The 25,805-nt window shown below is 54.2% G+C and carries 24 protein-coding genes and 1 tRNA gene; 4 read left to right on the top strand and 21 right to left on the bottom strand.

What is annotated here, in order from left to right; all coding sequences use genetic code 11:
* Positions 1–12: 12 nt before the first annotated feature.
* Entirely contained in the window at positions 13–723 is a 711-nt protein-coding gene (locus EYY67_RS22525; RefSeq protein ID WP_131694434.1) for a LysM-like peptidoglycan-binding domain-containing protein, read from the top strand.
* A 100-nt stretch (positions 724–823) separates the two neighbouring features.
* On the opposite strand, the gene rplI is transcribed toward EYY67_RS22525, so the two are convergent.
* The 5 genes from rplI to yjfP all read right to left on the bottom strand — a co-directional run bounded on the left by rplI (position 824) and on the right by yjfP (position 3,163).
* A complete protein-coding gene (gene rplI / locus EYY67_RS22520; protein WP_013573778.1) occupies positions 824–1,276 on the bottom strand; it encodes a 50S ribosomal protein L9 in 453 nt (150 codons plus the stop codon).
* Positions 1,277–1,315: 39 nt separating this feature from the next.
* The gene (gene rpsR, locus EYY67_RS22515; RefSeq protein ID WP_002210155.1) at positions 1,316–1,543 is read right to left on the bottom strand and encodes a 30S ribosomal protein S18; all 228 of its coding nucleotides are present in this window, start codon (positions 1,541–1,543) and stop codon (positions 1,316–1,318) included.
* Between the two features lie 4 nt (positions 1,544–1,547).
* Positions 1,548–1,865, bottom strand: a complete 318-nt coding sequence (priB, locus tag EYY67_RS22510; RefSeq protein WP_095923688.1) for a primosomal replication protein N — start codon at positions 1,863–1,865, stop codon at positions 1,548–1,550.
* Between the two features lie 5 nt (positions 1,866–1,870).
* Positions 1,871–2,263: a 30S ribosomal protein S6 gene (rpsF, locus tag EYY67_RS22505; RefSeq protein WP_013573776.1), complete on the bottom strand. Its 393-nt coding sequence runs from the start codon at positions 2,261–2,263 to the stop codon at positions 1,871–1,873.
* Between the two features lie 150 nt (positions 2,264–2,413).
* Positions 2,414–3,163: an esterase gene (gene yjfP, locus EYY67_RS22500; protein ID WP_131694433.1), complete on the bottom strand. Its 750-nt coding sequence runs from the start codon at positions 3,161–3,163 to the stop codon at positions 2,414–2,416.
* Between the two features lie 279 nt (positions 3,164–3,442).
* Between yjfP and EYY67_RS22495 the strand changes: the two genes are divergently transcribed.
* Together EYY67_RS22495 and bsmA are read left to right on the top strand one after the other, a co-directional pair.
* Positions 3,443–5,392 (top strand): methyl-accepting chemotaxis protein, encoded by a 1,950-nt coding sequence (locus EYY67_RS22495; protein ID WP_095923690.1) that lies wholly within the window; start codon positions 3,443–3,445, stop codon positions 5,390–5,392.
* Positions 5,393–5,487: 95 nt separating this feature from the next.
* On the top strand, positions 5,488–5,799 hold the full coding sequence (gene bsmA, locus EYY67_RS22490; protein ID WP_131694432.1) for a biofilm peroxide resistance protein BsmA: 312 nt from the start codon (positions 5,488–5,490) through the stop codon (positions 5,797–5,799).
* Positions 5,800–5,809: 10 nt separating this feature from the next.
* On the opposite strand, the gene EYY67_RS22485 is transcribed toward bsmA, so the two are convergent.
* The 15 genes from EYY67_RS22485 to nnr all read right to left on the bottom strand — a co-directional run bounded on the left by EYY67_RS22485 (position 5,810) and on the right by nnr (position 24,262).
* Complete coding sequence (locus tag EYY67_RS22485) at positions 5,810–7,441, bottom strand: isovaleryl-CoA dehydrogenase (RefSeq protein WP_131694431.1); 1,632 nt, start codon at positions 7,439–7,441, stop codon at positions 5,810–5,812.
* Between the two features lie 136 nt (positions 7,442–7,577).
* Positions 7,578–8,321 (bottom strand): 23S rRNA (guanosine(2251)-2'-O)-methyltransferase RlmB, encoded by a 744-nt coding sequence (rlmB, locus tag EYY67_RS22480; protein ID WP_095923693.1) that lies wholly within the window; start codon positions 8,319–8,321, stop codon positions 7,578–7,580.
* Positions 8,322–8,535: 214 nt separating this feature from the next.
* On the bottom strand, positions 8,536–11,034 hold the full coding sequence (gene rnr / locus EYY67_RS22475; RefSeq protein WP_095923694.1) for a ribonuclease R: 2,499 nt from the start codon (positions 11,032–11,034) through the stop codon (positions 8,536–8,538).
* Between the two features lie 41 nt (positions 11,035–11,075).
* A complete protein-coding gene (gene nsrR, locus EYY67_RS22470) occupies positions 11,076–11,501 on the bottom strand; it encodes a nitric oxide-sensing transcriptional repressor NsrR (RefSeq protein ID WP_095923695.1) in 426 nt (141 codons plus the stop codon).
* A 227-nt stretch (positions 11,502–11,728) separates the two neighbouring features.
* Positions 11,729–13,027, bottom strand: a complete 1,299-nt coding sequence (locus EYY67_RS22465; protein ID WP_095923696.1) for an adenylosuccinate synthase — start codon at positions 13,025–13,027, stop codon at positions 11,729–11,731.
* Between the two features lie 144 nt (positions 13,028–13,171).
* Complete coding sequence (locus tag EYY67_RS22460) at positions 13,172–13,372, bottom strand: DUF2065 domain-containing protein (protein WP_131694430.1); 201 nt, start codon at positions 13,370–13,372, stop codon at positions 13,172–13,174.
* 94 nt (positions 13,373–13,466) lie between these two features.
* Positions 13,467–14,465: a protease modulator HflC gene (gene hflC / locus EYY67_RS22455; protein WP_095923698.1), complete on the bottom strand. Its 999-nt coding sequence runs from the start codon at positions 14,463–14,465 to the stop codon at positions 13,467–13,469.
* 2 nt (positions 14,466–14,467) lie between these two features.
* Entirely contained in the window at positions 14,468–15,766 is a 1,299-nt protein-coding gene (gene hflK, locus EYY67_RS22450) for an FtsH protease activity modulator HflK (RefSeq protein WP_131694429.1), read from the bottom strand.
* A gap of 33 nt (positions 15,767–15,799) precedes the next feature.
* A complete protein-coding gene (hflX, locus tag EYY67_RS22445) occupies positions 15,800–17,104 on the bottom strand; it encodes a ribosome rescue GTPase HflX (RefSeq protein ID WP_095923700.1) in 1,305 nt (434 codons plus the stop codon).
* 98 nt (positions 17,105–17,202) lie between these two features.
* Complete coding sequence (gene hfq, locus EYY67_RS22440) at positions 17,203–17,511, bottom strand: RNA chaperone Hfq (RefSeq protein WP_095923701.1); 309 nt, start codon at positions 17,509–17,511, stop codon at positions 17,203–17,205.
* A 114-nt stretch (positions 17,512–17,625) separates the two neighbouring features.
* Positions 17,626–18,567 carry a tRNA (adenosine(37)-N6)-dimethylallyltransferase MiaA gene (miaA, locus tag EYY67_RS22435; RefSeq protein WP_095923702.1) on the bottom strand — a complete coding sequence of 314 codons (942 nt, stop codon included), beginning with the start codon at positions 18,565–18,567 and terminating at the stop codon, positions 17,626–17,628.
* Positions 18,560–20,461, bottom strand: coding sequence for a DNA mismatch repair endonuclease MutL (gene mutL / locus EYY67_RS22430; protein WP_131694428.1), 1,902 nt, complete (start codon positions 20,459–20,461; stop codon positions 18,560–18,562). Before mutL ends, miaA begins: the two co-directional genes overlap by 8 nt.
* A 34-nt stretch (positions 20,462–20,495) precedes the next feature.
* The gene (gene amiB, locus EYY67_RS22425) at positions 20,496–22,262 is read right to left on the bottom strand and encodes an N-acetylmuramoyl-L-alanine amidase AmiB (protein WP_131694427.1); all 1,767 of its coding nucleotides are present in this window, start codon (positions 22,260–22,262) and stop codon (positions 20,496–20,498) included.
* 7 nt (positions 22,263–22,269) lie between these two features.
* Positions 22,270–22,737: a tRNA (adenosine(37)-N6)-threonylcarbamoyltransferase complex ATPase subunit type 1 TsaE gene (gene tsaE / locus EYY67_RS22420; protein WP_119823430.1), complete on the bottom strand. Its 468-nt coding sequence runs from the start codon at positions 22,735–22,737 to the stop codon at positions 22,270–22,272.
* Between the two features lie 10 nt (positions 22,738–22,747).
* Entirely contained in the window at positions 22,748–24,262 is a 1,515-nt protein-coding gene (nnr, locus tag EYY67_RS22415; RefSeq protein ID WP_131694426.1) for a bifunctional ADP-dependent NAD(P)H-hydrate dehydratase/NAD(P)H-hydrate epimerase, read from the bottom strand.
* Here nnr and queG point away from each other — a divergent pair.
* The gene (queG, locus tag EYY67_RS22410; protein WP_119823434.1) at positions 24,261–25,415 is read left to right on the top strand and encodes a tRNA epoxyqueuosine(34) reductase QueG; all 1,155 of its coding nucleotides are present in this window, start codon (positions 24,261–24,263) and stop codon (positions 25,413–25,415) included. The two genes, nnr and queG, sit on opposite strands and share 2 nt — an antisense overlap.
* Positions 25,416–25,729: 314 nt before the next feature.
* Here queG and EYY67_RS22405 read toward each other — a convergent pair.
* Positions 25,730–25,805: transfer RNA gene (locus EYY67_RS22405), tRNA-Gly, on the bottom strand.

The raw sequence follows: 25,805 nt of genomic DNA, 5'->3' as shown, positions 1-25,805 counted from the left end.
AGAGAGGTCGTCATGGGCAGAATCCCGCCCAGGAGAAGGAAAGCCATCCGTATTTATCAACCCATGTTGAGATCCTGGATTGCCATTATGAAAAGGCCGATGCGAGACACGACAGCACCGCAAAGTGAAAGCGAAAGTGAAATCACTTCTGCAGAAACGGAAACCGGAACATCTGCTGCAACACGAGGCAAAACGGTGTTGAGCAAAATCTGGCATATGAGCGACGATTTCCACTGGATGTCGCCACTGCCGTATGCACATCGTCGCGGTATGATCCTGGCGGTACTGGTCATCCTGCTGGCGTTACTGTGGCCGTACACGCCGGAAAACACCTATGCGCCGTCGCAACCGCAACAGCCGACCAGCATCCCGATGCAGGCCGATTTGCGTAACGATCAGGGGCGGACCACCCAAATGGCGCAACCTGAGCCGGTTCAGCCAGCCACTACGGATAACAGCGGCACATGGCGCAGTTATCAGGTGCAATCGGGTCAGACGCTGGCGCAGTTGTTCCGCGATAATAATATGGCGGTCAATGATGTGTTCTCGATGGCACGGGTGGAAGGCGACGACAAGCCGCTGAGTACTCTGAAGACCGGGCAGGAAGTGAAGATTCAACGCGATGCGCAGGGTGTGGTCACGGCCCTGCAAGTAACGACGGATCAGAATGTTACGGTGACATTTACCCGTCAGCCGGACGGCAGTTTCCAGCGCAGTAACTGATCCCGATTTTCAGGCGATACCTTACCTTTCCGCTTTCCCAAACGCAGAAAAGCAAAACGCCGGCGCATGGCCGGCGTTTCACAGGTTAACTGCCGCGTTATTACGCTTCAGCAACCACAACTACGTTCAGTTTAGCGAATACGTCGCTGTGTACCTGGAACTCAACTTCGTGTTCACCAGTGGTACGCAGAACGCCATTCGGCAAACGAACTTCGCTTTTAGCAACTTCAACACCAGCAGCAGTGACTGCATCAGCGATATCGCGAGTACCGATAGAGCCGAACAGTTTACCTTCGTCGCCTGATTTAGACGCGATGGTGACTGAACCCAGTTCGTTGATTTTAGTTGCGCGAGCTTCAGCAGCGTTCAGGACGTCAGCCAGTTTGGCTTCCAGTTCTGCACGACGTGCTTCGAAGAACTCAACGTTTTTCTTGGTAGCAGGAACAGCTTTGCCCTGTGGTACCAGGAAGTTACGAGCGTAGCCCGCTTTAACGTTAACTTGATCACCCAGGCTGCCCAGGTTTGCTACTTTATCAAGCAGAATAACTTGCATTACTTTATCCTCTCAAAGTCGTTAATAGACAGTGGCCGATTACTGATGACGATCAGTGTATGGCAACAATGAAAGGTAGCGAGCGCGCTTGATGCAACGAGCGAGCTGGCGCTGGTATTTTGCACGAGTACCGGTAATACGGCTCGGGACAATTTTACCGCTTTCGGTAATGTAGTTTTTCAGTGTAGCGATGTCTTTGTAATCAATCTCTACAACGCCTTCCGCGGTGAAACGGCAGAACTTGCGACGACGGAAATAACGTGCCATTAGGCTAGTCTCCAGTATCTATCAAATCAATCTGCTCGGCATGTAACACCACTTTATTCAGTCCATTGCGCCCTTGATGGCAGCTAATGAATCCGGTAACAGTGAGTTGCGTGCCGACCGTTAAACTGTGAGTTAATGCTTGTGACGCTTGTCCACTGACAACCACGGGCATTCTGCACCATGCTTGTCGGTTAAATCCGGCTTCCTGCTGCGAGGATTTGTGTTCTAGCACAAACTGGCAGTGTGGAATGCCCGAAGGACTGACTTTACGAATGGGGGTCTTGCACACAGTGCCCGACAACACCAGACGATTCGCCGTCACGGCAATTACTCTTCAGAATCCCCAGCTTCAGCATCATCGTTAGCTTCAGCAAAATCTTCGCGGCGATCACGGCGCTCGTCTTTAGCTTTAACCATTGGAGATGCTTCAGTTACCGCGTGTTTAGTACGCATAACCATGCTACGGATAACGGCGTCGTTGAAGCGGAAGTTAGTTTCCAGCTCATCGATCGCTTCCTGCGGAGCTTCAACGTTCAGCAGAACGTAGTGAGCTTTGTGCAGTTTGTTGATCGGGTAAGCCAGTTGACGGCGGCCCCAGTCTTCCAGACGGTGAATCTGACCAGCAGCGTTAGTGATTACTGCACTGTAACGCTCGATCATGCCCGGAACCTGTTCGCTTTGGTCAGGGTGAACCATAAAAACGATTTCGTAATGACGCATCGAATTGCTCCTTACGGATTATTCAGCCTCCTGTCAGGGTCAACCGCGGCCCATGGAAGCAAGGAACGTGTTTGTGTGCGGTCGAAAAAATGACGCGCAATTATATGTACAGCCTGTGGGAAACTCAAGGAGAAAGGCAGATTAATTTCTCTACAGCGTCGCCGCGAAGAAAGCCGTGGCTTCTGCCAGCGCATGCACCGAGACTTTATGCTTCGCGCCCGGCTCTGAAATAAAGGTCAGATTCGCATCTGCGCCGCTTTCCGCCAGTTCCTGTCGCAACCGCTGGCTTTCGGCAAACGGCACCACATCATCTTCTTCGCCATGCCAGATAAACAACGGAACATCGGCGATTAACGCTGCTTTGCCGCCGATATCCAGACTGAGTAAAGGAGCGACTTCGCGCTCAAACACGTCGCGCGATACGATGTCACCGGCATTGTAAGCGGGAAAAAGATGGTGCGATAAACGCGCGAAATAGCCGGAGCCCATCAGGTTTGCAGCCACTTTCACCCACGGAAATTTGACCAGCGCCGCCATGGTGGTCATGCCGCCCATAGACACACCGCCCACGCCTAAACGCTGCGGATCCGCCAGACCGCGTCCGACAAAGGTGTCTTTCAGCAGCGCCAGTTCATCGACATTGTTTTGCAAAATGCCCCAGAAATTCGCCAGACATCGTGCTTCGTCTTTCTCTGCGCGCGCACCGTGCATTAATGCATCAGGCAGGATCACGCGAAAACCCGCCTTCGCCAGCGTGTAACCGAAATAGGAGTAAATCTCTTTTGAAGACAGAAAACCATGATAGAAAAAAATCGTCGGCAGTTGCTGCTGATACTGTCCGGCGGGCACGGCGTGGATGATCTGGATCCCGTCAATATCTTCTTCATACATCTCAACCATCGTATTTTCCCCTGCGCGTTTCGCAAAAATATCGGCTTCTGTGTGTCACGCCATTCTACGGGTCTGAAAAATGGCGACCACAACCTTTTTCGTATGATTTATAACCTGTTATGTCCGGCAGGCTGTTTTGGTCAGATTGACCTTAATTCAAATTCACATATTCTCTTTTATTGCATTGATTCAGATCAATTTTTATTGAAATAAATGGTTACATTTGATCATTAATCCTTTGCCGTTTTTCGCCGTTAGTGCGCTATCAGAAGCTAACGGAAAAAAACCATGAAAACGGCATCAAAACGCGCATTTCGCAGCTGGAGCATTGGCGCAAAACTGGCCAGCATCGCCTCACTGCTCGTCGGCTCACTCTTTATTATTTTCACTTTGTCACTGACGCACTCCGCCGGAAAGCAGGTCAATGAACTGGCGGTGAACGCCATTTCCGAACAGGTGACCGGCGTGGTGGACATGATAGAAATGTACAACGCCAGCCTGAATGCGGAAGTGGACAGCTATACGCGCCTGTTCAGCCATTTCCTGCCGTCGGATTTTGAACTTGATACCAGCAACCCGGTGAGTGTCGGCGATCAGTCTGCGCCGGTGATTAAAGCGGGCGGCACGCCGCTGAATCTCGACAGCAAAATTCCCGATGATTTTCTGGCCCGCACCGGAGCGATTTCCACGATATTCGCCCGTCGTGGTGATGACTTCATCCGCGTGACCACCTCCCTGAAAAAACAGGACGGCACCCGCGCCATCGGCACCCTGCTCGACAATTCCAGCCCGGCTTACGCACAGATTATGGCCGGACAATCCTTCAACGGACTGGCGACCTTGTTCGGCAAGAAATACATCACCAAATATCAGCCGGTGCGCGATGCACAGGGCAGCGTGATCGGCATTATCTTCGTGGGGGTGGATATCACCAAAGAATACGCCGACATGCGCCAGAAAATTCTCTCAAAACGGATTGGTGAGCAAGGCTATTTCTTTGTGCTGAACAGTGCACCGGGCAAAGATCTGGGCAAATATCTGGTCCATTCCAGCGATGAAGGCAAAACACCCGCGTGGCCGGACGGTGAGTTACAACAGGTCATGTCGCAGCCCAAAGGCCAGCGCGAATACACAGACGTCACCAGCCAGCATCAGCAATTTATGGTGTACGCCAGCGTACCGGCATGGCACTGGGTGGTGGTCGGCAGCACCGACAAAGACAGCCTGATGGAACAGGTCAACAGCACGCGTAACCACTTCCTGATGGTGAGCCTGCTGGCGCTGGCCTGTTTCGCTGCACTGTTTATCTGGCTGACGCGCAAACTGGTCAGCCGTCCGCTGAGCGACGTGGTGAGCATCGCCCAGCAGTATGCCAGCGGCGATTTGCGCGCGCGGGCTGAAACGCAGCGTGTGGATGAAATCGGCGCACTGATGCATGCGATTGACGGCATCGGTCACGGGCTGGAAAAAATCGTGGGTGAGGTACGGCAGGTGTCGTCTGAAATCATGATGAATACTCAGGGGCTGGCGCACGACAGCGAGCAGATCAATCAGCAAATCGGTACGCAGGCCAGCAGCCTGGAAGAAACATCGGCCAGCATGGAGCAGATCACCGCGACCGTGCAGAACACGGCGGACAACGCCACGCAGGCCACTCAGCTGGTGCAACAGACCGATAAAGCCGCCACCGTCGGCGCGGATGCGGTAAATCAGTCGGTGGAGAGCATGGAGGCCATTAAGCACGCCTCAACGCGTATCGCCGATATCACGACGGTGATTGAAGGCATCGCCTTCCAGACCAATATTCTGGCGCTGAACGCGGCCGTGGAAGCCGCCAGAGCGGGTGAACACGGTCGCGGCTTTGCCGTCGTCGCCTCGGAAGTCCGGGCGCTGGCACAACGCAGTTCCAACGCGGTGAAAGAGATTGAAACGCTGGTTGCCGACTCCCTGAGTAAAGTCGAAGACGGCCATCAGAGCGCGGCCAAAACGCAGGCCAACATGAGCGACATCCTTCAGGGGATCCGTCAGGTCAAAGTGCTGATGAGCGATATCGATGTGGCGTCGCACGAGCAGTCTTCCGGTATCTCGCAGGTGAATATCGCCATCATGCAGATCGGCAAGGCAACGCAGGAGAACGCCACGCTGGTGGAGAATTCGCAGCAAACCGCAGCGGCGCTCAGCGAACAGGGCCGCCATCTCTCGCAACTGGTCAGCGTGTTTAAAATTTCCGAACGATAGAATGCGGTTCGCGCGGCAATAAACGCCGCGCAGACTCGCCAGCAGACCGGTGAAAGGGCTACACTCAGGGTAACGCCCTTTTACCGGATATCACGATGAAATCCCTCCAAATCCCCGCGCTGTTGCTGTTGCTGGCATCACTGAACGGTTGCAGTAATCTGATGCAAACCACTCCGGTTGCGCCCCCCGCACCGACAGAAAAAGCACAGGAAATTACCCGCGCACAGACCTCCACCCTGACCAAAACCGGCAGCGTCACCGCTGATGTCATTGGCAGTCCGATGGATGCCGAAGCAGAAATTCAGCGTAAAGCCGATGCCGCAGGTGCCCGTTACTATGTGATTATGTTTAACAGCGAAACCATCGTGCCGGGTCGCTGGTACTCTCAGGCGACGCTGTACCGCTGACCGCCCTGGATTATTCCGCGCCGATAGCGCGGTTGATTAACAGTTGGCACAGCCGTTCCGGCAGCAATGTTTCTCCGCGCGGATCGAGCACCATCCGGCACCATGCGTCCGCCACCGGCGGCGAGGCAAATTCCAGCATTTGTGTGGCTGTCAGCAGGTTGAACAACTGACCTGTCAGCCATCGCCCCTGCGCTTCTTCCGGCGAACGCAGCCGCTGTAAGAACTGGCGCGATGCCCGGTCAAATACCCGGTTTTGCCCGCGCGCCTGATGCAAAATCTGCTGTACCATGTCCGCACTGGCAGGCAGCTTTTTCAGCGTCCGCAGGACATCTAGACACATCACGTTCCCCGATCCTTCCCAGATGCTGTTGACCGGCATTTCACGGTACAGGCGCGGTAACTCGCTGTCTTCGCAGTAGCCCATACCGCCCAGCACTTCCATCGCTTCTGCCACAAACGGCATTCCCTGACGGCACACTTCAAACTTGGCGGCAGGCGTCAGCAGACGGCACAGCAAGTTTTCCGCCGGATTATCCTGTGCGCCTGACGCGGCAGCCAGACGCATCAGCAGCATCGTCTGCCCTTCAAGATGTAACGCCATCCGGCTGAGGGTCTGGCGCATCATCGGCTGTTCGATTAACGGCTTGCCAAACACCTGCCGCTGGAACGCGTGGTACAGCGCCACGGACAACGCCCGGCGCATCATGGCGTGGCTGCCCAGCGCGCAGTCAAACCGCGTGTGGCCGCCCATTTTCAGGATGTGCCGGATGCCCTCACCTTCTTCACCCAGCAACCAGCCGGTAGCATTCTGAAACTCCACTTCACTGCTGGCGTTCGAGCGGTTACCCAGTTTGTCTTTCAGACGCTCGATGCGGATTGCATTGCGCGTGCCGTCGGGTAATACCCGTGGCATAAAGAAACAGGACAGCCCGCCGTCGGCCTGTGCCAGTACCAGATGGGCGTCACTTTGCGGCACGGAAAAAAACCATTTATGGCCGATCAGATGATAAGGTTTTCCGCTGCCGCGCCCTTCCTGCGCTGTCGCCCGCGTGGTGTTGCTCAGCACATCCGAGCCGCCCTGCTTTTCCGTCATGCCCATGCCGATCAGCACGCCTTTCTTCTGGTCGCCGGATTGCAGATGCGGATCATAACGATCGGATAACAGCGGTTTCATCCAGTCACTGAATTCCGGCGGCAGGTACTTTTGCAGCAGCGGGATCGCGCCGAATGTCATGGTCACCGGGCATAACGTGCCGGCTTCAACCTGACCGTGAAGAATAAATCGCGCCGCACGCGCCACTGCCGAACCGATGCGTGCATCTTCCTGCCAGGGCAAATTATGCACCCGGTTGGCGATCAGCCCCTGCATCAGCAGATGCCACGCAGGGTGAAAGCGCACGTCATCGAGGCGTTCACCGGTGGTGTCGTAACGCAGCAGATCGGGCGGATTGGTATTCGCCAGCCGCCCAAGCTCCAGCGACTCCGCAGAACCTAATTGCTGGCCCAGTGACGCCAGCACGTCCGCATCCCAGCCCGCCTGCTGACGGGAAACCGCTTCGCGCAGCGGTGTGTCGGAGAGGAATAAATTGCTGTTACTCAGTGGCTTGGGTTGATTGAAAACCCGGTGTGTTTCCCAGTCCATCGCCTGCTCCCTGTCAGAAGGATATGGCGTAAGTATGGTAAAAATCGGGGAATTAACAGGCGGACAGATCACAAAGGCAGAAATGCAAACGGGAGCCATAAGGCTCCCGTTTAATCCGCAGCTGAGAAAGCCGAAATCAGCTTTTCTTCAGACCACGCTGGCGTACGGCTTCGAACAGGCAAACGCCGGTTGCCACAGACACGTTCAGGGAAGACACGCTGCCCGCCATCGGAATGCTGATCAGTTCGTCGCAATGTTCGCGGGTCAGACGGCGCATACCTTCGCCTTCTGCGCCCATCACCAGCGCCATCGGGCCGGTCATTTTGCTCTGGAACAGGTCATGATCGGCTTCACCCGCCGTACCGACGATCCAGACATTGTGTTCCTGCAACACGCGCAGGGTACGCGCCAGGTTGGTCACGTTGATCAACGGCACGTTTTCAGCGGCGCCACTGGCGACTTTTTTCGCTGTCGCGTTCAGTTTCGCAGAACGGTCGCGCGGCACGATCACCGCGTGAACACCGGCGGCATCCGCTGTACGCAGACAAGCACCCAGATTATGCGGATCCGTTACGCCATCCAGCACCAGCAGGAAAGGACAATCAAGGCTTTCCAGCAGCGCAGGCAGATCATTTTCCTGATACTGACGGCCTTCGCGCACACGCGCAATAATGCCCTGATGCACAGCGCCTTCGGATTTATCATCCAGCCACTGGCGGCTCGCCACCTGAATCACGATACCACTGGCTTCCAGCTCGTCGATCAGCGGTTTCAGGCGTTTATCGTCACGGCCTTTCAGGATGAAGACTTCCAGAAAGCGTTGCGGATCGTTGTCGAGTAAGGCTTTAACGGAATGAATACCGTAGATAATTTCGCTCATGATGCTCTTTAAAATAGACTTGCGGACAGCAAGCTGTCCGCAATTTAACAGGGATTGCGGGCGATTCTATCATACCCTTCATCATTCACGCTGCAGATGCGTTGGCTACGTTCAGTCACCCGAATCACTTACCTGAGTAAGCTCATCGGGATTCCTTCGTTTGCCGCCTTCCTGCAACCTGAATGCTTTTGGGTAGAATACCAGCCCGTCTGGCTTAGCTTTCTGCTGACTTTTTCTTCGCACGTTTGGCTTTGGTGGCCGCAGCAATTTTGGCTGTTTTATCAGAAGGCTTTTTGGCTTTCTTCGGCTTGCCGTCCTTACCCACTGCGCCAGCCGCTTTTTCTTTCTTCGGCTTAGCCGGTTTCGCGTCGTCTTTGCGGAAAGCACTGTCCGGCTCGAAGTTCACGTTTTTCTTACCGGTACGACGGCGACCCGCGTTGGCCGGTGCCGTTGAACGCATGGAACGCTCGCCACCTTTTTTGGCGCGGTCGCGTGCGGTTTTGCCTTCACCACGCGCTTTGCGGGTGCTGGACACCAGCGCGAAATCGATTTTACGTTCGTCCATGTGCACGGCTTCAACACGAATTTCTACCGTATCGCCCAGGCGGTACACCGCACCGGAGGACTCACCGACCAGACGCTGGCCGATATTGTCGTAACGGTAATAATCATTGTCGAGCGAGGACACATGCACCAGCCCGTCGATGAACAAATCGTTGAGACGCACGAAGAAGCCAAAGCCGGTAACACTGGCGATAATGCCGGTAAAGACTTCGCCCACGTGATCCTGCATGAAGTCACACTTCAGCCAGTCAGCGACGTTACGGGTGGCTTCATCCGCACGGCGTTCTGCCATCGAACAATGCTCGCCGAGCTGCAACATGTCTTCGTAATCACTGTGCCAGCCGCCGGTTGGCGTCCAGCGATCTTTCAGCGTGCCGTGCTCTTTCGCCAGCAGATACTTGATCGCACGGTGCAGCGCCAGATCCGGATAACGACGGATTGGCGAAGTGAAGTGACCGTACGACGGTAACGCCAGACCAAAGTGGCCGCGGTTTTCCGGATCGTAAATCGCCTGTTTCATCGAACGCAGCAACATCGTTTGCAGCATTTCGCGGTCAGGACGATCGGCCAGTTCATCCATGATCTGCGCATAATCTTTTGGCTCAGGCTTCATGCCGCCGCCCATCACCAGACCCAGTTCACCCAGCACGCTTTTCAGCGCAGAGATGTGATCATCGCTTGGACGGTCATGCACGCGGAACAGCGCCGGTTCGTTATGTTTTTCAACAAAACGTGCCGCCGCGATGTTCGCCAGGATCATGCACTCTTCAATCAGTTTGTGAGCATCGTTACGCACCGTCGGTTCGACACGTTCGATACGGCGTTCAGCGTTGAAGATGAATTTCGCTTCTTCAGTTTCGAACGCGATACCGCCACGTTCGGCACGCGCCTGATCCAGCATTTTGTACATGGTGTGCAGTTCGAGCAGATGCTTCACCAGCGGGGAATACTGCTCACGCAGTTCCGGATCGCCTTCGATGATGCGCCAGACTTTGTTGTACGTCAGACGTGCGTGGGAGCTCATCACCGCTTCGTAGAATTTAGAGCTGGTCAGCTTGCCCTGCGCAGAGATAGTCATCTCACAGACCATACACAGGCGGTCTACCTGCGGGTTCAGGGAACACAGACCATTCGACAGCACTTCCGGCAGCATCGGGACAACCTGCGACGGGAAGTAAACTGACGTTGCACGGCTTCGTGCTTCGTCATCCAGCGCGGTGCCGTGACGGACGTAATAACTGACGTCGGCAATCGCCACCCACAGGCGCCAGCCACCGCCGCGTTTTTTCTCGCAATACACGGCGTCATCGAAGTCGCGGGCGTCTTCACCGTCAATTGTGACCAGCGGCAGGCTGCGTAAATCGACACGGCCTTTTTTCGCTTCTTCCGGCACCTGCTCGCTCAGGTCTTCGACCTGCTTCAGCACCTGTGGCGGCCAGACGTGCGGGATTTCATGGGTACGCAGGGCGATATCTACCGCCATGCTGGTGCCCATTTTATCGCCGAGCACTTCAACGATTTTACCGACCGCTTTGGTGCGGCGGGTCGGACGCTGGGTCAGTTCAACAACGACCATATAGCCCATGCGCGCGCCGTTAATGGCGTCGGACGGGATCAGGATGTCAAAGCTCAGACGGCTGTCGTCCGGCACCACAAAACCGGCGCCGGCATCGGTGAAGTAACGGCCAACAATCTGGCTGGTTTTCGGCACCAGCACACGCACAATGCGCGCTTCGCGGCGACCTTTGCGGTCTGTACCGACCGGCTGTGCCAGTACCACGTCACCGTGGATACACATTTTCATTTGTTCAGCAGAAAGATACACATCGTCTTTCTTGACGCCTTCGAGACGCAGGAAACCGTAGCCATCACGATGGCCGATAACCGTGCCTTTCAGTAAGTCCAGACGCTCCGGCAGCGCATAACACTGGCGGCGGGTGAACACTAACTGACCGTCGCGTTCCATGGCGCGCAGACGGCGGCGCAGCGCTTCCAGTGCTTCTTCACCGGACAGGTTCAGTTCGTTACCGATTTCTTCTCGGCTGGCAGGTGTTTCACGTTTCGCGAGGTGTTCCAGAATGAATTCACGGCTGGGAATAGGTGATTCGTATTTTTCTGCTTCTCGTTCCAGGAATGGATCTTGTGACATAGCGGTTCCTCCGTTGTCATCAGCAGTTTGTTGAAAGTCTTTCATTCAACAAGCAATAATTTGTAGAGCGTTGAGTTATCTTTGACCATATCGGCCACAGTGTACTGATTCAGCTCATCAAGAAAATGTTCTACAGCAGTGTGCAGGACTTGTTTTAGCCGGCATGCGGGCGTGATATGACAAAAGTCGCTGGCGCAATTGACCAGCGAAAGCGGTTCCAGCTCGCGCACCACATCGCCAATGCGAATGGTTTCCGCGGGCTTACCCAGTTTTATTCCCCCGTTCTTTCCGCGAACGGCAGTCACCAGGCCAGCACGGCTCAACTGATTAATGATTTTCACCATGTGGTTGCGCGATACACCGTACACGTCGGTGACCTGCGAAATGTTGGTCATCTGATCTTCAGGCAACGACGCCATATAAATCAATGCTCTCAAACCATAATCAGTAAAACTCGTTAACTGCACACATACCTCTGGGTAGCTATTTACCCGGTCTTTCCACGTCAGCAATGACAACAGGGTGAAGATGATTGTTTATTATGACACTTTGATGATAAACCAGCCGCGAACTTTGCAGCTAATCATTTAGATAGTGGATGGTTTCTGGAAAGTACACAAGTGAAGGGATTCAGAAAAAATAAACCGGGCAGTTTTGCCCGGTTATGACGTTTTTACGCAATCAGCTCAGGCTGTCAGGCGTCAAACGGGTCGCGCAGGATCATCGTTTCGCTACGATCCGGGCCTGTTGAAATGATATCAACCGGCACTTCAGTCAGCTCTTCGATACGCTTGATGTAGTTCAGCGCAGCCTGCGGCAATTTATCAACTTCTTTCACGCCAAAGGTGGTTTCGGTCCAGCCTGGCATGATTTCGTAGATTGGCTCGATACCTTCCCAGCCTTCTGCTGCCAGTGGCGTGGTGGTCATTTCGCGGCCATCAGGCATACGGTAACCGATACACAGCTTCACTTCTTTCAGACCGTCCAGCACGTCCAGTTTGGTCAGACAGAAACCAGACAGGGAGTTGATCTGCACAGAACGACGAACAGCCACGATGTCCAGCCAGCCGCAACGACGGCTACGACCGGTGGTCGCGCCAAACTCGTTACCTTGCTTACGCAGGAACTCGCCAGTTTCATCAAACAGTTCAGTCGGGAACGGACCTGCACCCACACGGGTGGAGTAGGCTTTGACGATGCCCAGAACGTAATCGACATAACGTGGACCAATACCCGAACCGGTAGCGACGCCGCCAGCCGTGGTGTTGGAAGACGTGACGTACGGATAAGTCCCGTGGTCGATGTCCAGAAGCGTACCTTGTGCGCCTTCGAACATGATCAGATCGCCACGCTTACGCGCGCCATCCAGCAGTTCAGACACATCAACGACCATGCCCGTCAGAATGTCGGCAATCGCCATGACATCATCCAGGGTTTTCTGGTAATCAACGGCGTCTACTTTGTAGTAGTTAACCAGCTGGAAGTTGTGGTATTCGATGATTTCTTTCAGCTTGATAGCGAAAGTTTCTTTGTTGAAGAGATCACCTACGCGCAGACCGCGACGGGCAACTTTATCTTCATAAGCCGGGCCAATGCCGCGACCGGTGGTGCCAATCGCTTTATCGCCACGCGCTTTTTCGCGCGCCATGTCGAGCGCGACATGATAAGGCAGGATCAGCGGGCAAGCTTCAGACAGTAACAGACGTTCGCGTACAGGGATGCCACGAGCTTCAAGTTCGCCCATTTCTTTCATTAAGGCGTCAGGAGCCAGAACAACACCGTTGCCGATGATGCTGGTCACGTTTTCACGCAAAATGCCAGACGGAATTAAATGAAGAACGGTTTTTTCACCGTTGATAACCAGAGTGTGACCGGCGTTGTGACCGCCCTGATAGCGCACAACATATTTAGCCCGTTCAGTAAGCAGGTCTACGACCTTGCCTTTCCCTTCATCACCCCATTGAGTGCCGAGTACGACGACGTTCTTACCCATCTCAAGAATCACCAGGTTGCTTAAAAAAGGATTCTAACATCTCATTCTGTGCTTTCCAGCACTTTTAGCACACGTTTGCGGGAAAAATTTTAATTGCGTGCTACGGGTCGCAGCGAGACGTGACACGCAGGATGTAACAAAACCTCACCCACCCAGACGACTACGCAACATGTAGTAAATTACGAAGCCGGCGACCACAAGACCCCCGCCCAAACGGCGTAAAACCGTGTCCGGAAGATTCGCCAGCGAGAGGATCATTTTTCTCCAGGTTTTTGGATAAAGCATCGGTCCCAGGCCTTCAAGCACCAAAACTAATGCCAGCGCCAGCCAGATTGTCGAATTCATGGTAAGTCAGTCTCATTGCATCCCTTCCAAAAAAGAGAAGGATTTCAGAAAAGACAAAAGGCCCCTCAGGGCCTTTTGGAAATTGCAGAAGCAATTATTTATTTTTTTCAGGTGACTTCATGAAGCGGAAGAAATCGCTGTCAGGGCTTAACACCATGACGTCGTTACCGCTCTTGAAGCTGGCCTCGTAAGCACGCAGGCTACGGATGAAGGCATAGAAGTCCGGATCCTGGCTGAACGCATCAGCAAACAGTTTCGCCGCTTCGGCATCCCCTTCCCCCCGGGTGATACGGGCAGTACGCTCAGCTTCAGCCACTGTACGGGTTCTTTCGTAATCCGCAGCTGCCTGAATCTTAGTCGCTTCTTCTTTACCCTGAGAGATGTGACGCAATGCCACCGCATTACGCTCAGCGCGCATACGATCGTAAATGGCGCTGGACACTTCTTCCGGCAAGTTGATTTGTTTGAGACGCACATCCACCACTTCGATACCCAGTGCTGCCATGCTGTTCGGGTTCACCGCAGGCTGTTTGCCTTTGGTTTCCTGCTCTACACGTTTGGCTGCTGAGGCAATCGCATCATCAGCTTCGGTGGTCGCTTCAGGCTCATCGCCTGTGCTGCCGGTGTTCAGCGCATCACGCACGTCCAGGGTCAGGCGGCCACGGGAATCGGTCACGATGTCTTTCACATCCAGACGACCAATTTCAGAACGCAGACGGTCACTGAATTTACGTTTCAGCAGAATTTCTGCCTGAGACACATCACCACCGCCCGTTGCCAGGTAGTAGCGACTGAAATCACTGATACGCCATTTCAGGTAAGAATCGACGATTAAGTCTTTCTTCTCGCTGGTTACAAAGCGGTCAGCCTGGTTGTCCATGGTCTGGATACGCGCATCGAGCATTTTAATGGATTCCACGAATGGAACTTTAAAATGCAGACCCGGCGCATAGATCAGCGGTTTGTTATCGCCGTCACGCAGGACTTTACCGAAACGCAGCACGATACCGCGCTGACCTTCCTGAACCACAAACAGTGAAGCATAAAGCGCCACCAGCACCACAACGACGATAAGTAAAAATGACTTACGCATTGTTATTCTCTCCCTACACGAAGTGTATCGTCACGCTGTGCATTGGCACGGCGTTGGTCCATGACACTGCCAGACGAACGGGAACTGCTGTTATCGGCACTGCTTTTGCTGTTACTGCTGGTCAACCCCGGAACGGAAGGCAGTAAACCTGTGTCATCATTCTTGCTGGTGTCGTTGGCTGCGGCGTTATTTCCGCGCAGCATTTGATCCAGCGGCAGAACCATCAGGTTATTGCCTTTGTCACTCACCAGCACCTTACGGGTATGGCTGAGGACTTTTTCCATGGTTTCGATATACAGACGCTCGCGGGTAATTTCCGGCGCGGCTTTATATTCAGGCAACAGTTTGGAGAAACGGGCCACTTCACCCTGTGCTTCCAGAACGGTACGGTCTTTATAGGCTTTTGCATCTTCCAGTAAACGCTGGGCTTCACCGTTTGCCAGAGGCTGGATCTGGTTCGCATAAGCTTCTGCTTCACGAATAGACTGTTGCTCTCTTTCACGGGCGGCGATGGCGTTATCGAAGGATGCTTTCACTTCTTCCGGCGGACGCGCGGTCTGGAAGTTGACGTCCTGAATGGTGATACCCATTTTGTACGGACGAATGGTTTCTTCCAGTACACGTTGGGTATCGCTACGCACCGTGGTACGGCCTTCAGTCAGGATTTTGTCCATCGTGTATTTGCCGATAACGCCACGCAAGGCGCTGTCCGTTGCCTGGCTCAGGCTGTCGTCAGGATTGGCGACGCTGAACAGATAAGCTTCAGGATCCGTCACGCGGTACTGCACGTTCATTTCAACGCGCACGACGTTTTCATCAGAGGTCAGCATCACGCCAGACGCAGCCAGTTCACGTACCGATTCTACGTTCACTGCGCGCACATCATCGATGAAGGTAGGTTTCCAGTTCAGGCCCGGCTCAACCAGATGGCTGAACTTACCAAAACGGGTCACAACGCCACGCTCGGCTTCTTTAATGGTATAGAAACCAGTAGCTGCCCAGATCACCACCACCGCAGCGACTGCGATGCCGACAATCCGGCCGCCACTCATTCCATGACCGGAACCCGTTGGCGCGCCATTGTTGCTGTTATTGTTGTTGCCTGAACCTTTTCCACCGAAGCCCCCCAGTTTTTTGCTGAGCTTACGGAAGATATCATCCAGATCAGGTGGCCCCTGATTGCGGCCGCCTTTGTTGTCGTTATTCCCACCAGAATTTCCACCAGAGTTGCCGCTATTATTATTGCTGCTGCCCCAGGGGTCGCGGTCCTGTCCGTTATTACCGGGCTGATTCCACGCCATGTTATAGCTCCATTATTCTATGATTGGTGTTCTTCAGGCTAAATCAGTCAGGCTCTGGTTGCGGACATAGCTTTCCAGTTCCTGCTCTTGTTTGCAGAGGCGACGCCAGTCAACGATGGGCATTCGCACCATCAGACCAATACTGCCATCCTCTTCAATCCATTCTTTTTCAATGGCCTGAAGCTGGTAAAAACGGCTACGAAGTCGGCCTGCTTCCGGCGGTAAGCACAATTCATGCTGCGCGATTTCGCCAGAGAGTCGCTCCGTTAATGCCTGGAAAAGCAACGGAATACCTTCACCTGTCACGGCGGAAAGCCAAACCCTGACCGGCAAATTCTCCTCGTTGCGGTCGATACGCGGGACAAAATCGTCCAGCATATCTATTTTGTTCATCACTAACAGCGCAGGAATTTCATCTGCTTCGATCTCTGCCAGCACCGTATTCACCGCGTCAATATTTTCCTGAACACGGATGTCCGCTGCATCAATCACATGGAGTAACAGAGATGCCTGTCGGGTTTCCTGCAACGTTGCTTTAAAGGCCGCAACCAAATCATGGGGCAGGTGACGAATAAACCCTACTGTGTCCGCCAAAACCGTCTCCCCGACATCTGCCACCATAATACGGCGCAGCGTAGGATCCAGCGTAGCAAACAACTGATTGGCCACATAAACATCGGCCTGAGTAATACGGTTAAAGAGTGTGGATTTCCCGGCGTTGGTATACCCCACCAAAGACACCGTCGGAATATCCGCACGAACGCGTGAACGACGACCCTGTTCACGCTGCTTAGCCACTTTTTCAAGACGGCTGAGGATCAGGGTGATTCTGTCCCGCAACAAACGGCGGTCAGTTTCGAGCTGGGTTTCACCCGGGCCACGCGCGCCAATGCCGCCGCCCTGTCGCTCAAGGTGTGTCCAGCCGCGAACCAGTCGGGTAGCAATGTGGCGTAATTGCGCCAGTTCTACTTGTAACTTACCTTCGTGTGTTCGGGCCCGCTGGGCAAAAATATCTAATATCAATCCGGTGCGGTCGACAACGCGACATTCGCATAAGGCTTCCAGGTTTCTTTCCTGGCCGGGAGACAAGGCGTGATCAAACAGGATGACAGAGGCGCCCGTTGCTTTGACGGCATCTGCGATTTCTTGGGCCTTTCCTTCACCGACAAAGTATTTTGGGTGCGGTGCCTTGCGGCTCCCGGTGACGACTTGCAACGCCTCTACACCTGCAGAAGATACCAGCGATTCAAATTCGCTCAGGTCTTCCGTGTCTTTGTCTTGCGAGAAATAGATATGAACCAGTACGGCCTGCTCACCGGCTTCATAACGGTCAAACAAGCTTGCGACCTCTCATTTGGGAAAAATTCGCCAGCCGGGGGTGCATAAGCATAATCGGAATACTTATGAACCCCTTCGTGGTTGACCAACGCTGCGCTTTATTCAGCGTCATCGTTTTCCTGCTGCGGCTGTTGCGCAGACGGAGTGCTACCATGGTGATAATTGTTGGTGCTGCCCGTACCTGGATTATTGCTATGGTGAGACACCGGGCGGGAAGGCACTACGGTGGAGATAGCGTGTTTATACACCATCTGGCTAACCGTATTTTTTAACAGAATGACAAACTGGTCAAAAGACTCAATCTGGCCTTGCAGCTTAATACCATTCACCAAGTAAATAGAAACCGGAACACGTTCACGACGCAATGCGTTCAGGAACGGATCTTGCAAAGATTGCCCCTTAGCCATTCTATCTTTTCCTTATTAGTTTGTTGTTTGTAACTTTGAGCCTATCGGCTCGAAAATAAATCACATAAAAAATTTGCGCGCTGAGTACTCATCAATTGTACACAATCACCCAACCTATGCACTAACAACCTGAATTACACGGTTTAAGGCCTCTTCTGGCTTCTCAGAATCGAGCCATTCGACACCCTCCCAACCCCGCAACCAGGTCATCTGACGTTTGGCCAGCTGTCGTGTCGCGCAAACACCACGATAAACCATTTCATCGTAATCGAATTCACCAGATAAATATGACCACATCTGGCGATAACCCACACAACGAATGGAAGGCAAATCCGTGTGCAAATCGCCGCGAGCTATCAGCGTTCTGACTTCGTCTTCAAAACCATTGGACAACATCTGACTAAAACGTTCCTCGATCCGCGTATGTAATAATTCACGGCGGGTCGGCGCAATCGCAAACTGATATACGCGATAGGGTAATGTTTCACCCGAAATTTTAGTCAGTTCCGTTAAAGTTTTACCCGAAATAAAAAAAACTTCCAGTGCTCTGGACAGTCTCTGTGGATCATTCGGATGAATTCGCATAGCCGAGACCGGATCGATATCGCGCAACTGATCGTGTAACGCCTCCCAACCCTGCTCTGCAGCCTGCTTTTCGATACGTTCGCGCACTGCGGGATCTGCCGGAGGTAACGGTGAAAGACCTTCGAGCAATGCCTTGAAATAAAGCATAGTCCCCCCTACCAATAACGGGATCTTATTGCGCGAGGTTATTTCCGCCATTTCGCGTAAAGCATCTTTCCGGAAGTCTGCGGCCGAATACGCCACCGTCGGGTCAAGAATATCGATCAACCGGTGCGGGGCGTCAGCCAGTTCTTCTGCTGTCGGTTTCGCTGTACCGATATCCATCCCGCGATAGATCAGGGCGGAATCGACGCTGATCAGCTCCACAGGCAGGTGCTTCATCAGCGACATCGCCAGTGCCGTTTTACCGGATGCGGTCGGCCCCATAATAAAGATCGCCGGGGGAAGCGCGTTTTTTTCAGAGTCAGTCATGCTTAAAAGCCGCCAGCGCGGGCTGTAAATCAAGAGGTTGCAGAAGTTCGGACGGGGGCGATTTCACCAGGTGCGGGCAAAGACGCTCAACATCCGTGAGTAATTGTATGGCTTGTGAAATCGTCCAGACCTCGTGCTCGCAGCCGCAGTGGCGGGCAAACCACATAGCTACCGCATCAGAAGTCACCTCCTGCTGAACAGCAAGGTAACCTAACAGATCAGGTATCAACTTTTGTAAATTTTGTTGGCGTAATGGTAAAGGTACCGCGCGAACCGTCACACGCTGTGACTCGCTGAGCATTTCTAAACCAAAATGCTGCAATAACGCCTGATGGCGCGTCAGGACGGCGATCTCTTCTTTATTCATTGTCAGTTTCAGCGGAATGAGCAACGGCTGCGGCCGCAACCCGTCTTCCGGCGGCGTCAGTTGCGCCCATTTCAGCCAGCGGTCGGCCACCGGCAATGACAGCAACACCAGCTGTTTGCCACGCTCAAGCAAGGCATATTCCGCTGAACACACCGTCAGTACCCGGCCAAAACTTTGGCTGTGGGATTCCAGCGCCGGTTCAGTCAGTGTACGGGGCGCAGAAGCGGCAGGCTTAGCGGGCTGTGCCACGGCGGGCGCCGGTTCCTGCAAGGAAAATGACTCCGGCGCAGGTTGCAGTAAACGGCCATACGCCTTGCTTTCAGAAGGATTGTACGCCGGTTCGTTGCTGCGAAAAGCAGGCTCACGCAGCTGACTGGCCCGTGCGGTTTCCGGAAACACGTTTTCGCGGGATGGCGGTGCTTTTCTTTCTGCCGGTTGCGAGAAATGATTTCCGCCCGCGGCCTGCCGGTTTTCCTGCTGCCAGCGCGGCGTATCTTCCTGAAGCTGTGGCTCATCCAGAACGGGCGCGCCCGCCTGCTGTAATACCGACATCACCGCCTGGTAAATAAAATCATGCACCAGCCGCGACTGATGGAAACGCACTTCGTGTTTGGCCGGATGCACATTGACATCCACCTGATGCGGATCGACATCCAGATACAGCACATACGCGGGCTGCTGATCGTCTTTGAGCTGATCCTGATACGCCTGGCGGATCGCATGATTGATCAGGCGATCTTTCATCATGCGGTTGTTCACATAGCAATACTGCATATCCGTCAGGCTGCGCGAACCGGCCGGATCGGCCACCCAGCCACGGATGCCCAGATCGCCATGACTCCATTCCACTTCCAGCGCGTGCTCGACAAACGTCGGGCTGCAAATACTGGCCAGACGGCGGGAAGACTGCGACGGGTCTTTCACCGCACGATACTGGCGGATAAGCTTGCCGTTGTGGCTGAGATTGACGGACACGTCAAAGCGCGCCAGCGCAATCCGCCGGACGACTTCGTCGATATGGGTGAATTCGGTTTTTTCGGTGCGCATGAATTTGCGGCGGGCGGGCGTGTTGTAGAACAAATCCAGCACTTCCACGGTCGAGCCTTGCGGGTGCGCCGCCGGTTTGACCGTCACCGCCATGTCGCGCCCTTCGGCGTACGCCTGCCAGGCTTCATTCTGTTCTGCGGTGCGCGAGGTCAGGATCAGACGCGAGACGGAACTGATACTCGCCAGCGCTTCACCACGAAAACCGAGGCTGAGGATAGCTTCCAGATCATCAAGACAGGTGATTTTGCTGGTCGCATGTCGCGCCAGTGCCAGTGCCAGATCGTCTTTGCCAATGCCACAACCATTATCGCGAATACGGATAAGCTTGGCACCGCCGCGATCGATATCAATATCAATGCGCGTTGCGCCCGCATCAAGGCTGTTTTCCACCAGTTCCTTCACCACGGAAGCCGGTCTTTCGACAACTTCGCCCGCTGCTATCTGGTTAGCAAGTTGCGGCGGCAGTACCTTGATCGGCATAGCGGCTCCTGTGGCAGACGGTCAGTGACCGCCTTTATGACTGTGGAATAGTTAAGGTTTGGCCGAGCTGCACCTCGCCAGACTTCATGTGATTGGCAGTTTTGATGTCATTCATGCTGACACCGTATTTGCTGGCGATCGCCGACAGTGTATCGCCGCGCTTCACGGTATGTTTCGCCGCTTTCTTCGCCGCTCTTGCCGTGGAAGATGAAGCCGACGCTGTTGAAGATGTGCGGCTGCCCGCAGGCACTTTCAATCGCTGGCCTACCCAGACGCCATCTTTTTTCAGTTTATTGAGGTCACGCAAAGCGCCGGTCGTCGTGCCATAACTGGCCGCGATCCCGGTCAGGGTTTCGCCACGCGTCACTTTATGGATTTGCATGGCCCCGGCTGACGCGGCGGTCGCTTCAATCGGGCCGGGCTGGTTCACCGAAGAACTACCCGATGCGCTACTTTCTGCCGCCGCTGCTGATGAGGCCAGCAGCGGACGGTTTTCGACCTTTGGGCCGTTTTGTAACGGATGCGACTGGAAATAATTACGCAGGCCGATATGGATGGCTCGCGCAATTTTATCCTGGTACGCGCTGCTGCCCAGCAGTCGCTCCTCGGTTGAGTTACTGATAAAGCCGGTTTCCACCAGCAGGGAAGGAATATCCGGTGAGCGTAATACGCCTAAACTGGCGTGCTCCGGTTTCGCTTTGTGTAAAGAGCCGACGCTGCGGAGTTCACGCAGCACGCGGGTCGCCACGTCATAACCAACGCGCTGCGAATGGCCGAACTGCAAATCCAGCACCGCCTGACTCAGGTACGGATCCGACGCGGTATTCGCCAGCACATCGCCTGCGCCGCCAAGCAGTTCAGATTGCTTTTCGTGTTGCTCCAGCCAGTTACCCATTTCGCTGTTCGCACGGCGATTCGACAACACCCACACCGACGCGCCACGGGCACTGCGGCTTGGCGCAGCATCCGCGTGAATGGAGACCAGCACGTTGGCGTTTTTCTTACGCGCCACGTCCGAGCGGCCCATCACCGAAATAAAGTAATCGCCGTCGCGGGTCAGCACCGGTTTAAACATCGGGTCAGCATCAAGAATCGCCTGTAATTTACGGGCGATGGCAATGGTGACATTTTTTTCTTTCAGACCGCCGCCGCCGATAGCGCCCGGATCCTGACCGCCGTGTCCGGCATCAATGGCGACAATGATTTTGCTGTCACTGACCGAGACGGTTGAGGAGCGCGAGTTATCCGCTGACACCGTCGTGGAAACCACTTTGGTCTGGTCATTGGTGAACGGGTTTGATTTCGCGGCAGGCGTGACGGTTCGGGTCGCATTTGGCGACGGGGTGCGGGTCGCGGCAGACACCGGGGCGCTCTGACGTGCCGGTGCCGACGCATTCATGGTCAGCACCACCGTGTACTGGCTGCCGTCTTTTTGTTTGGTGGCGTTGGTTCTGACTTTCTGATTCAGTTCAAACACCAGACGCTGGCTCTGCGCATTAGGCGGTGTACTGGCCCGCACACGCGTCACCAGATTCTGACCGTTAAAATTCAGCGGCAGTCCTTTCATCACGCCGTCCTGGCGGATATCCATCACCACGCGTTCAGGATTGTGCAGCGGGAAAAACGAGTAATCCGGCGAGCCATCAAAGGTAATCGTAACCGTCGACTGCGTCTGGCCGTTTGAGACGTTGATATTTTTCATACCCGCCGCAGACACCGGCGAGACCAGCACGGCAAACAGCATCAGCGTCGATAACAGTATCGCCGCTGAGGTAAAGAGAGTGGTGAAACGTGAGTTCATCGCGTGATCATCCTTGCTGTTGAACACGATGCAGCAAATTTAAGCCAGATTCAGACACCGCCACCAGCGTCGCGGTGCGTCCGGTCGGGGTATAATCCAGCGTCAGTTCAATATCCGGTTCCGGCAATACGCCTGCCCCCTGCTGCGGCCATTCCACCAAACAGATGGCGTCCTGTGCGAAATAATCGCGGATCCCCATAAATTCCAGTTCTTCCGGATCAGCAAGGCGATATAAATCAAAATGATAGACGGCAATCTTTTCCAGCTGATACGGCTCCACCAGCGTGTAGGTCGGGCTTTTCACATTGCCCTGATGACCTAATGCCTGAAGAAATCCCCGGCTAAAGGTTGTTTTACCGGCTCCCAGATCGCCATAGAGATGGATAACCGCTGAGCCTTCGCAGGCTTTCGCCAGAGAAGCACCTAATTGCAGCGTTGCCGCTTCGTCGGGTAAAGAGATATTAAGTTGATTCATTCAGTGATATCTATTTCTTCAGGTCTGGATTAACTAACGGGGCAATCACCGCTAAAAGATCAGTCGCCAGCATACCGCGCGTTCCCTGCCGGAGGGCGATTTCGTCCGCGGCAGCGCCATGGACTACTGAGCCCGCGCAAGCCGCATCATATACATCAAGTTTTTGAGCCAGCAATCCGCCGATAATACCAGAAAGCACGTCGCCCATCCCGCCGGATGCCATACCGGCATTACCGACATCGGCAATGGCCATCTTGCCACTTTCGCTGGCAATCAGACTGCCCGCGCCTTTCAGTACCACCACGCCGCCGTAACGTTCGGTGAGTTTCCTGGCTGAAAGTAAGCGGTCACTCTCAATATCCTTCACGCTGCAACCAAGTAAACGGGCGGCTTCTCCCGGATGTGGAGTCAGTACGCGATTTTGCCGTTTCCCGGGATTGATTGCCAGCAGGTTAAGCGCATCAGCGTCCCATAAGGCCGGTTTATCCCATTTTGCAGCGCGATCGACCGCCTGTTTACCCCATTCCTTCTGGCCTAAACCGGGGCCGATAACTAACACATCCGCCCATTCCAGCCCTTCATCAAGCGATTGGGCAGTCAGTTCCTGCACCATCAGCTCAGGTCTGGCGGTCAGTAACGGACCGGCATGTTCAATGTGAGTAAGTACTCGCACTAATCCGGCACCGGTACGCAGCGCAGATTCCGAGGCCATGCGGATCGCCCCGGCAAAGCCGGTATCGCCGCCGACCACCAGCAAACGACCCTGTTCACCTTTATGTGAGCAGGGACGGCGCGGGTGCAGCCATGTGCCTAACAGTGTCGCGTCCAGCCGCTGTAACAGCGCAATATGTCCGCCCAGCCAGCTTTCCAGCCCCAGCGCATCGCAGTGTAATTCACCGGTAAAATCCCGCGCCTGCCCGGTCAGCAGGCCGGGTTTCAGGGCGATAAAACTGATCGTCTGTGTGGCATGTACCGCCTGTCCGGCATTCTGACCGGTTTCTGCATCCAGCCCCGAAGGGATATCCAGAGAAATCACCGGTAAAGATGCCGAATTGATGGCGTCAATCAGCCGGTCGTAAGGGGCGCGCGGTGCAGAAGACAAGCCGGTGCCGAGCAAACCGTCGATAATCAGGTCAGCATCCGGCGGCCATACTGAATCCGCAGAATTGATCGTACCGCCACTAGTGAGCCAGCTCCGCCGCGCAGATTGCGCTTCTTCCGGCAGCGGCTTACTGCCTTCCACGGCCAGCAGCGTCACGCGGATACCGGCGTTTTTCGCTAACCGCGCCACCTCAAACCCGTCGCCACCGTTATTGCCGTGGCCGCACAGAATCAGCCAGTGGCGCGCGTGCGGAAACTGGCGCTGAGTCAGTAAAAAGGCGGCCTTCGCCGCACGTTGCATCAGGGTAAACAGAGAAATCCCTGTTTCCTGCGCCGCCTGACGTTCAGCCTGTCGCAGCCAGTCAGCAGAAAACACGGAATGTGGTAAACTCACCTCGTTTCGTTTTTCACGTTGGTTCGTCATGACACTCCCTCTCGATCTCGTTCAACTGGCTCAACATATCAAGCAATGGGGCCAATCGCTAGGCTTCCAGCAGGTTGGCATCTGCGATACAGACTTATCTGTTGAAGAGCCCAAACTCCAGGACTGGCTTGATAAACAATATCATGGCGAGATGGACTGGATGGCACGCCATGGCATGTTACGTGCCCGCCCGCATGAACTTCTGCCCGGCACCTTACGGGTGATCAGTGTGCGCATGAACTATTTGCCCGCCAAAGCCGCGTTTGCCAAAACCCTGAACAACCCTCAACTCGGGTATGTCAGCCGTTATGCCCTCGGACGCGACTATCATAAAGTGCTGCGCCAGCGCCTGAAAAAACTCGGCGATATGATCCAGGCGCATTGCACGGAGCATGCGGACCAGACCGTGACGTTCCGCCCGTTTGTGGATTCCGCACCGGTGATGGAACGCCCGCTGGCGGCAAAAGCCGGTCTCGGCTGGGTTGGTAAACACTCACTCATTCTTAACCGTGAATCCGGTTCGTGGTTCTTTCTCGGCGAGCTGCTGATTGATTTGCCCCTGCCCGTCGATCAGCCACAGGAAGAGAAATGCGGCAAATGTGTTGCCTGCATCACCACCTGCCCGACCGGTGCCATTGTCGCGCCTTATACCGTCGATGCCCGGCGCTGCATTTCCTATCTGACCATCGAACTGGAAGGCGCAATACCCGAAGAATTCCGCCCGCTGATGGGCAACCGCATCTACGGCTGTGACGACTGTCAGCTGATCTGCCCCTGGAACCGGTATTCGCAACTGACGGATGAAGAAGATTTTAGCCCGCGCGCCGCGCTGCATGCGCCGGAACTGATTGCCTTATTCGGCTGGACGGAAGAAAAGTTTTTACGCATCACGGAAGGTTCGCCCATCCGACGTATCGGACATCTGCGCTGGTTGCGCAATATCGCGGTGGCGCTTGGCAACGCACCTTACGCCGAAGACGTGCTGAATGCCTTACAGTCACGCGAAGGGGAAAATGCGCTGCTGGATGAACATATCAGTTGGGCAATCGCGCAGCAGGTCGAAAGAAGGCAGGAACATCGTGTGGAAGTGCAAACTTCTCAGCAGAAACGGCTGATCCGGGCGGTGGAAAAAGGTTTGCCAAGGGATGCATAACCTTTCCTAAAAGACTGTGATCAGTCAGGCGATATTTTCTGTGCATAAAAATAAAAATGCTTTGGCAATCAATTGCAAAAAAAAGAGCAAGTGATCGTCATAACGTTTCGTTATAAATTCATTTTTATTGAAATCAATAAGTTAAAATTTGGCAATATGGGCAGCGCAAAAAACAGACAGTGTAAAAAAACAACGAAAGCTGTGGATAAGTCTGTTTAAAAAGTTACTACAAATCGTGTAACGATTAGCGCATTCACGCACGAAATATGCATGCTGAAAGCATAAAGAAAGGGTTTTGAACTGAAGAAGAAAATTGGAGCGGGAAACGAGACTCGAACTCGCGACCCCGACCTTGGCAAGGTCGTGCTCTACCAACTGAGCTATTCCCGC

Origin of the sequence: Rahnella victoriana (assembly GCF_004330295.1) — a bacterium.
Taxonomy (GTDB): Bacteria; Pseudomonadota; Gammaproteobacteria; order Enterobacterales; family Enterobacteriaceae; genus Rahnella; species Rahnella victoriana.
The sequence above is the reverse complement of the archived record's forward strand: the minus strand, read 5'-3'. Positions and strand labels throughout refer to the sequence as shown.

What these genes read in the sequence shown, in the direction of transcription:
- hflK (WP_131694429.1), bottom strand. Translation starts at nt 15,766, where the DNA reads ATGGCGTGGAATCAGCCCGGTAATAACGGACAGGACCGCGACCCCTGG.
- nnr (WP_131694426.1), bottom strand. Translation starts at nt 24,262, where the DNA reads ATGACGAACCAACGTGAAAAACGAAACGAGGTGAGTTTACCACATTCC.
- EYY67_RS22465 (WP_095923696.1), bottom strand. Translation starts at nt 13,027, where the DNA reads ATGGGTAAGAACGTCGTCGTACTCGGCACTCAATGGGGTGATGAAGGG.
- rnr (WP_095923694.1), bottom strand. Translation starts at nt 11,034, where the DNA reads ATGTCACAAGATCCATTCCTGGAACGAGAAGCAGAAAAATACGAATCA.
- hflC (WP_095923698.1), bottom strand. Translation starts at nt 14,465, where the DNA reads ATGCGTAAGTCATTTTTACTTATCGTCGTTGTGGTGCTGGTGGCGCTT.
- bsmA (WP_131694432.1), top strand. Translation starts at nt 5,488, where the DNA reads ATGAAATCCCTCCAAATCCCCGCGCTGTTGCTGTTGCTGGCATCACTG.
- mutL (WP_131694428.1), bottom strand. Translation starts at nt 20,461, where the DNA reads ATGCCGATCAAGGTACTGCCGCCGCAACTTGCTAACCAGATAGCAGCG.
- rplI (WP_013573778.1), bottom strand. Translation starts at nt 1,276, where the DNA reads ATGCAAGTTATTCTGCTTGATAAAGTAGCAAACCTGGGCAGCCTGGGT.
- EYY67_RS22525 (WP_131694434.1), top strand. Translation starts at nt 13, where the DNA reads ATGGGCAGAATCCCGCCCAGGAGAAGGAAAGCCATCCGTATTTATCAA.
- EYY67_RS22495 (WP_095923690.1), top strand. Translation starts at nt 3,443, where the DNA reads ATGAAAACGGCATCAAAACGCGCATTTCGCAGCTGGAGCATTGGCGCA.
- rlmB (WP_095923693.1), bottom strand. Translation starts at nt 8,321, where the DNA reads ATGAGCGAAATTATCTACGGTATTCATTCCGTTAAAGCCTTACTCGAC.
- rpsF (WP_013573776.1), bottom strand. Translation starts at nt 2,263, where the DNA reads ATGCGTCATTACGAAATCGTTTTTATGGTTCACCCTGACCAAAGCGAA.
- EYY67_RS22460 (WP_131694430.1), bottom strand. Translation starts at nt 13,372, where the DNA reads ATGAATTCGACAATCTGGCTGGCGCTGGCATTAGTTTTGGTGCTTGAA.
- EYY67_RS22485 (WP_131694431.1), bottom strand. Translation starts at nt 7,441, where the DNA reads ATGGACTGGGAAACACACCGGGTTTTCAATCAACCCAAGCCACTGAGT.
- miaA (WP_095923702.1), bottom strand. Translation starts at nt 18,567, where the DNA reads ATGACTGACTCTGAAAAAAACGCGCTTCCCCCGGCGATCTTTATTATG.
- rpsR (WP_002210155.1), bottom strand. Translation starts at nt 1,543, where the DNA reads ATGGCACGTTATTTCCGTCGTCGCAAGTTCTGCCGTTTCACCGCGGAA.
- queG (WP_119823434.1), top strand. Translation starts at nt 24,261, where the DNA reads ATGACACTCCCTCTCGATCTCGTTCAACTGGCTCAACATATCAAGCAA.
- yjfP (WP_131694433.1), bottom strand. Translation starts at nt 3,163, where the DNA reads ATGGTTGAGATGTATGAAGAAGATATTGACGGGATCCAGATCATCCAC.
- tsaE (WP_119823430.1), bottom strand. Translation starts at nt 22,737, where the DNA reads ATGAATCAACTTAATATCTCTTTACCCGACGAAGCGGCAACGCTGCAA.
- amiB (WP_131694427.1), bottom strand. Translation starts at nt 22,262, where the DNA reads ATGAACTCACGTTTCACCACTCTCTTTACCTCAGCGGCGATACTGTTA.
- hfq (WP_095923701.1), bottom strand. Translation starts at nt 17,511, where the DNA reads ATGGCTAAGGGGCAATCTTTGCAAGATCCGTTCCTGAACGCATTGCGT.